This window comes from Candidatus Pelagibacter communis, from assembly GCF_001179925.1.
GTDB classification, from domain to species: domain Bacteria; phylum Pseudomonadota; class Alphaproteobacteria; order Pelagibacterales; family Pelagibacteraceae; genus Pelagibacter; species Pelagibacter ubique_E.
In genome coordinates, this window is the sequence record NZ_CVSF01000042.1 from 1 (window position 1) to 518 (window position 518).

Sequence of the window (518 nt, forward strand, 5' to 3'; positions counted from 1 at the left end):
CGTGATTATTTTTTTAAAAAAGAGGTAGTCAAATTAATTTATTTACTAGATGAATTAGATGAAGATAAATATACAAAACATATGCTTAGACATTTAGCCAACGATAACATTGAAAGTGGGAGTGAAATATTAGCTGCAGAACTTTCAACAAACATTGAACGTTTTGATTTTGCAATCCAAATCGCTAAAATTGCTTCATATGAAAAAAGATTTCACAATAAATATAATTATCCAATAATTAGCACACCAAAATATATAAATGGTAGAAAAATTCCAGAAGGTGCATTTATTTTATCAATTATAAGACAAGAAAGTGAATTTGATTTAGCTGCAAACAGTCATGCTGGAGCTAAAGGATTAATGCAGTTAATGCCTTACACTGCTAAATTAGTTGCAAAACAAGCAAATCTTCCTTACTCAAGATCTAGATTAACTTCTGATCCAGAATATAATATTAACTTAGGATCACATTATATTGCTGGCTTAATCCTTGAATATGAAGGTGCCTACCCTTTTGC

General features: G+C 29.5%; 1 protein-coding gene. It reads left to right on the top strand.

Features of this window, described 5'->3' with window-relative positions; genetic code table 11:
* Positions 1–518, top strand: a 518-nt coding sequence (locus AMN70_RS03100; RefSeq protein WP_143323408.1) for a transglycosylase SLT domain-containing protein, incomplete at both ends; no start/stop codon positions are given.